The organism is Streptomyces mexicanus, assembly GCF_902506575.1.
GTDB classification, from domain to species: domain Bacteria; phylum Actinomycetota; class Actinomycetes; order Streptomycetales; family Streptomycetaceae; genus Streptomyces; species Streptomyces mexicanus.
Map to the genome: position 1 here is coordinate 1 of NZ_LR732626.1, position 3,347 is coordinate 3,347.

Below are 3,347 nucleotides of genomic sequence, written 5' to 3' on the forward strand. Positions count from 1 at the left end.
CGGGGGTGGTGTCCGCGGCCCGCCCGGTGCCGGAACTGGGGGGTGGTCGCTGCTCATGCCCGCACCGTATAGTTAGTTCGCGAACGAAGCAAATAGGGAGAGGAGGCGGGGCGTATAGCCTGGGCGCGGGAGACAGTAAGGGAGCGAACGTCATGTCCGCAGCCGACGGCGACGCCATCGACGTCGCCTCGCAGCAGTGGGCCACGGCCTGCCCGCGCCTGGACGTCACGCCCGGCGAGGTCCTCGCGCGGATCCAGCGTCTGGGCCGGCTGATCGAAGAGGCCCAGAACCGCCGCCTGCGCCGGCGCCCCGGAATGCCCGTGCACAACCTGGGCGACTTCGACGTCCTGCGCGCCCTGCGCCGCTCAGGTCCCCCCTACGCCTTGACGCCGACCCAGCTGCGCCAGGCCATGCTGGTCTCCGGAGCCGGGCTCAGCGGCCGGCTGAAGCGGCTGGAGAAGGACGGCTGGATCACCCGCCCGGCGTCCCCCGACGACGGGCGCTCCACCCTGGTGCGCCTCACTCCCGAGGGCGTGGCGGACCTGGACCGGGACCTGGAGGCGCACTACGCCTTCGAGTCGGACCTGTTGCGGGCCCTTACCCCCGAGGGGCGCCGCCGGGCCGCCGACGACCTGCGCGCGCTCGTCCTCGACATCGAGCCCCGTCTCTGAGGCAGGCGGCGCGCGCCCCGCGTCCAAGGCCGGCGGCCGCGAGGCCCGCACCTGAGGCCCGGCGGCCGCGAGGCCACCCGGCGGCTCCGTGCGGCCCGCCGCACCGCCGCCCGCCGCGCCCCCGGCCTTACAGCGCGGCCGCCCGGTAGCGCACGAAGAGGATGCCGTGCACATCGCCGTGCGGGGCGCTGTAGACGTGCGCGGTGTCGGCCGGCCAGCGCACCGACTCCCCCGGCCCGACGCTGCTCGGGGCGTCCAGGACGCCGACGACGGCCGTGCCGCTGATGACCATCAAGCTCTCGGTCGTGCCCGCCACGTGCGCGGCGGACTCCTGGGTGGCGCCCGCGGCGATGGTGATCCGGAAGACGTCGGTGACCGTCTCGTCGTCCTCGTGCCGCTCGATCAGGGCGGCCGTGACGGCGCTGCCGGAGACGGCGCCCTCGTGCTGCTCGGCGCGCGGCGGCCGCTCGTCGCTCAGGACCGCGCTCAGCGGCCGGTTGAGCGCCGTGGTCAGCGCGTACAGCGTCTCCAGCGTGGGGTTGCGCGTGCCGCTCTCCAGCTCCGAGAGCGTGCCCTTGCCCACACCGGATCGCCGGGCCAGCTCCGACAGCGACAGTCCCCGCTGGGAACGCAGCTCGCGGAGCCTGCGGCCCACTTCGTCGTTCAGCCCCATCGCCGGTCGCGCTCCCGGTGTCGTCTCGCCCTGGTTGACGGTCTCGTTGCTCCTCTCTAGTGTTCCACAAACAGAACGTTCCGTTTATGGAACGACGCCGGGAACGGCGAACCGGGCCCGGCCGCCGCGCACGTCGGCGGCTGCGGGACCGGCTCGGCCCCGCCCGGCGCCGCCCACCGCACCCAGCCGTCCTGCTCCCCGCCGTCCCGCTCCTGGAAGTTGCCCGTATGTCCTCCTTCACCGCCCGCCTCCGCGCGGCCGCACCGCCGTCGGCGGTGGCCGCCGGGCTGATCGCCGTCACCGTGGGTGTCACCAGTTCCGCCGCGCTCGTCTTCACCGCGGCCAGGGCCGCGGGCGCGGGCCCGAGGGAGATCGGCTCGTGGATGCTCGCGCTCGGTGTCGGGCTCGCCGTCACCTGCGTCGGCCTCTCCCTGCGTTACCGCGCCCCCGTCGTCACCGCGTGGTCGACACCCGGCGCGGCCCTGCTGGCGACCAGCCTCACCGGGGTGTCCATGGGGCGGGCCGTCGGCGCCTTCGTCTTCTCGGCGCTGCTCATCCTGCTCAGCGGGGTGACGGGGTGGTTCGCGCGCGCCATGGACCGCATACCCGTACCGCTGGCCGCCGCGCTGCTCGCCGGGGTGCTGCTGCGGTTCGGCACCGGGCTGTTCAGCTCGATGCACGGCAGCTTCGCGATCGCCTTCCCGGTGTTCGCGCTGTACCTCCTGGCGCGCCGGATCGTACCGCGCTACGCGGTGCTCGTCGCGATCGCCGCCGGGGTCCTCGCCTCCGCCCTCACCGGCGGGTGGCATCTGGACAAGCTGCACGTCTCGCTCGCCACGCCCGTCCTCGTCACGCCCGAGTTCGACGGCAAGACCCTGATCAGCGTCGGGGTGCCGCTGTTCGTCGTCACCATGGCCTCGCAGAACCTTCCCGGGGTCGCCGTGCTCCGCGGCGCCGGCTACGGCGTGCCGGTCTCGCCGCTGCTGACGTGGACCGGAGCGGTCAACGCCGTGCTCGCCCCGTTCGGGGCGTTCGGACTGAACCTGTCCTCCATCACCGCCGCGATCTGCACCGGCGAGGAGGCCCATCCGGACCGGGACAAGCGGTACGCCGCCGCCGTGTGGGCCGGGATCTTCTATCTGTGCGTCGGCGTGTTCGGCGCCACGGTCGCCTCGCTGCTCACCGCCATGCCACACGCCCTGGTGCTCGCCATGGCCGGTGTCGGCCTGCTGGCCACGATCGAGAACTCCTTGGCCACCGCGCTGTCCGACCCGGCCTCGCGCCAGGCCGCGGTCGTCACCTTCCTCGCCACCGCCTCCGGTGTCTCCCTGCTGGGCATCGGGTCCGCGTTCTGGGGGCTGCTCGCGGGTGTGCTGACCGGCCTCGTCGCGCACGCCGGGCGGCGCCGCGGGACGCGGGTCGTGGCCTCGGCACCGGTGCAGGCGCCCGCACCGAAGCGGGAGGAATCGAGCCCTCGGGGCGGTTGCTAGCGTGGAAGGTGGTTCTGGCACCCAGGCAAGGAGGCCGACCGATGACAGTCGAGCTCAACCACACCATCGTCGCCGCACACGACAAGCGGGCGTCCGCCCGGTTCCTCGCGGATCTGCTGGGCCTGGAGGTGGCACCGGAGTACGGCCCCTTCGTCCCGGTGGAAGTGCCGAACGGCGTGACCCTGGACTACATGGAGACGGCCGACCCGATCACCCCGCAGCACTACGCGTTCCTCGTCTCCGAGGACGAATTCGACACGATCTTCGCCCGGGTCCGGCAGGCCGGCCTGACCTACTGGGCGGACCCGCATCACCACCACCCGGGCGAGATCAACCACAACGACGGTGGCCGCGGCGCCTACTTCGACGACCCGAACGGACACCGCCTGGAGATCCTGACCCGGCCCTACGGGAGCGGAACGGACTGAACGGCCCCGTTACCGCCGACCCGACGAAACGGCCCGGAGCGGCCCCTCACCGGGGCCGCTCCGCAGGCCGCCGGCGCACCCGCCC

At 73.5% G+C, this 3,347-nt stretch carries 4 protein-coding genes; 3 read left to right on the forward strand and 1 reads right to left on the reverse strand.

Annotated features, from left to right (window positions below; genetic code table 11):
* Window positions 1-152 precede the first annotated feature (152 nt).
* Window positions 153-671: a MarR family winged helix-turn-helix transcriptional regulator gene (locus GV126_RS33685; RefSeq protein WP_159674948.1), complete on the forward strand. Its 519-nt coding sequence runs from the start codon at window positions 153-155 to the stop codon at window positions 669-671.
* A gap of 127 nt (window positions 672-798) precedes the next feature.
* Here GV126_RS33685 and GV126_RS33690 read toward each other — a convergent pair whose 3' ends face one another.
* Window positions 799-1,344, reverse strand: coding sequence for a helix-turn-helix domain-containing protein (locus tag GV126_RS33690; RefSeq protein ID WP_159674950.1), 546 nt, complete (start codon window positions 1,342-1,344; stop codon window positions 799-801).
* Between the two features lie 227 nt (window positions 1,345-1,571).
* On the opposite strand from GV126_RS33690, the gene GV126_RS33695 reads away from it, so the two are divergent.
* Together GV126_RS33695 and GV126_RS33700 are read left to right on the forward strand one after the other, a co-directional pair.
* Window positions 1,572-2,834, forward strand: coding sequence for a benzoate/H(+) symporter BenE family transporter (locus GV126_RS33695; protein WP_159674952.1), 1,263 nt, complete (start codon window positions 1,572-1,574; stop codon window positions 2,832-2,834).
* Window positions 2,835-2,875: 41 nt separating this feature from the next.
* Entirely contained in the window at window positions 2,876-3,262 is a 387-nt protein-coding gene (locus GV126_RS33700) for a VOC family protein (protein ID WP_159674954.1), read from the forward strand.
* The last annotated feature ends 85 nt before the right edge of the window (window positions 3,263-3,347 follow it).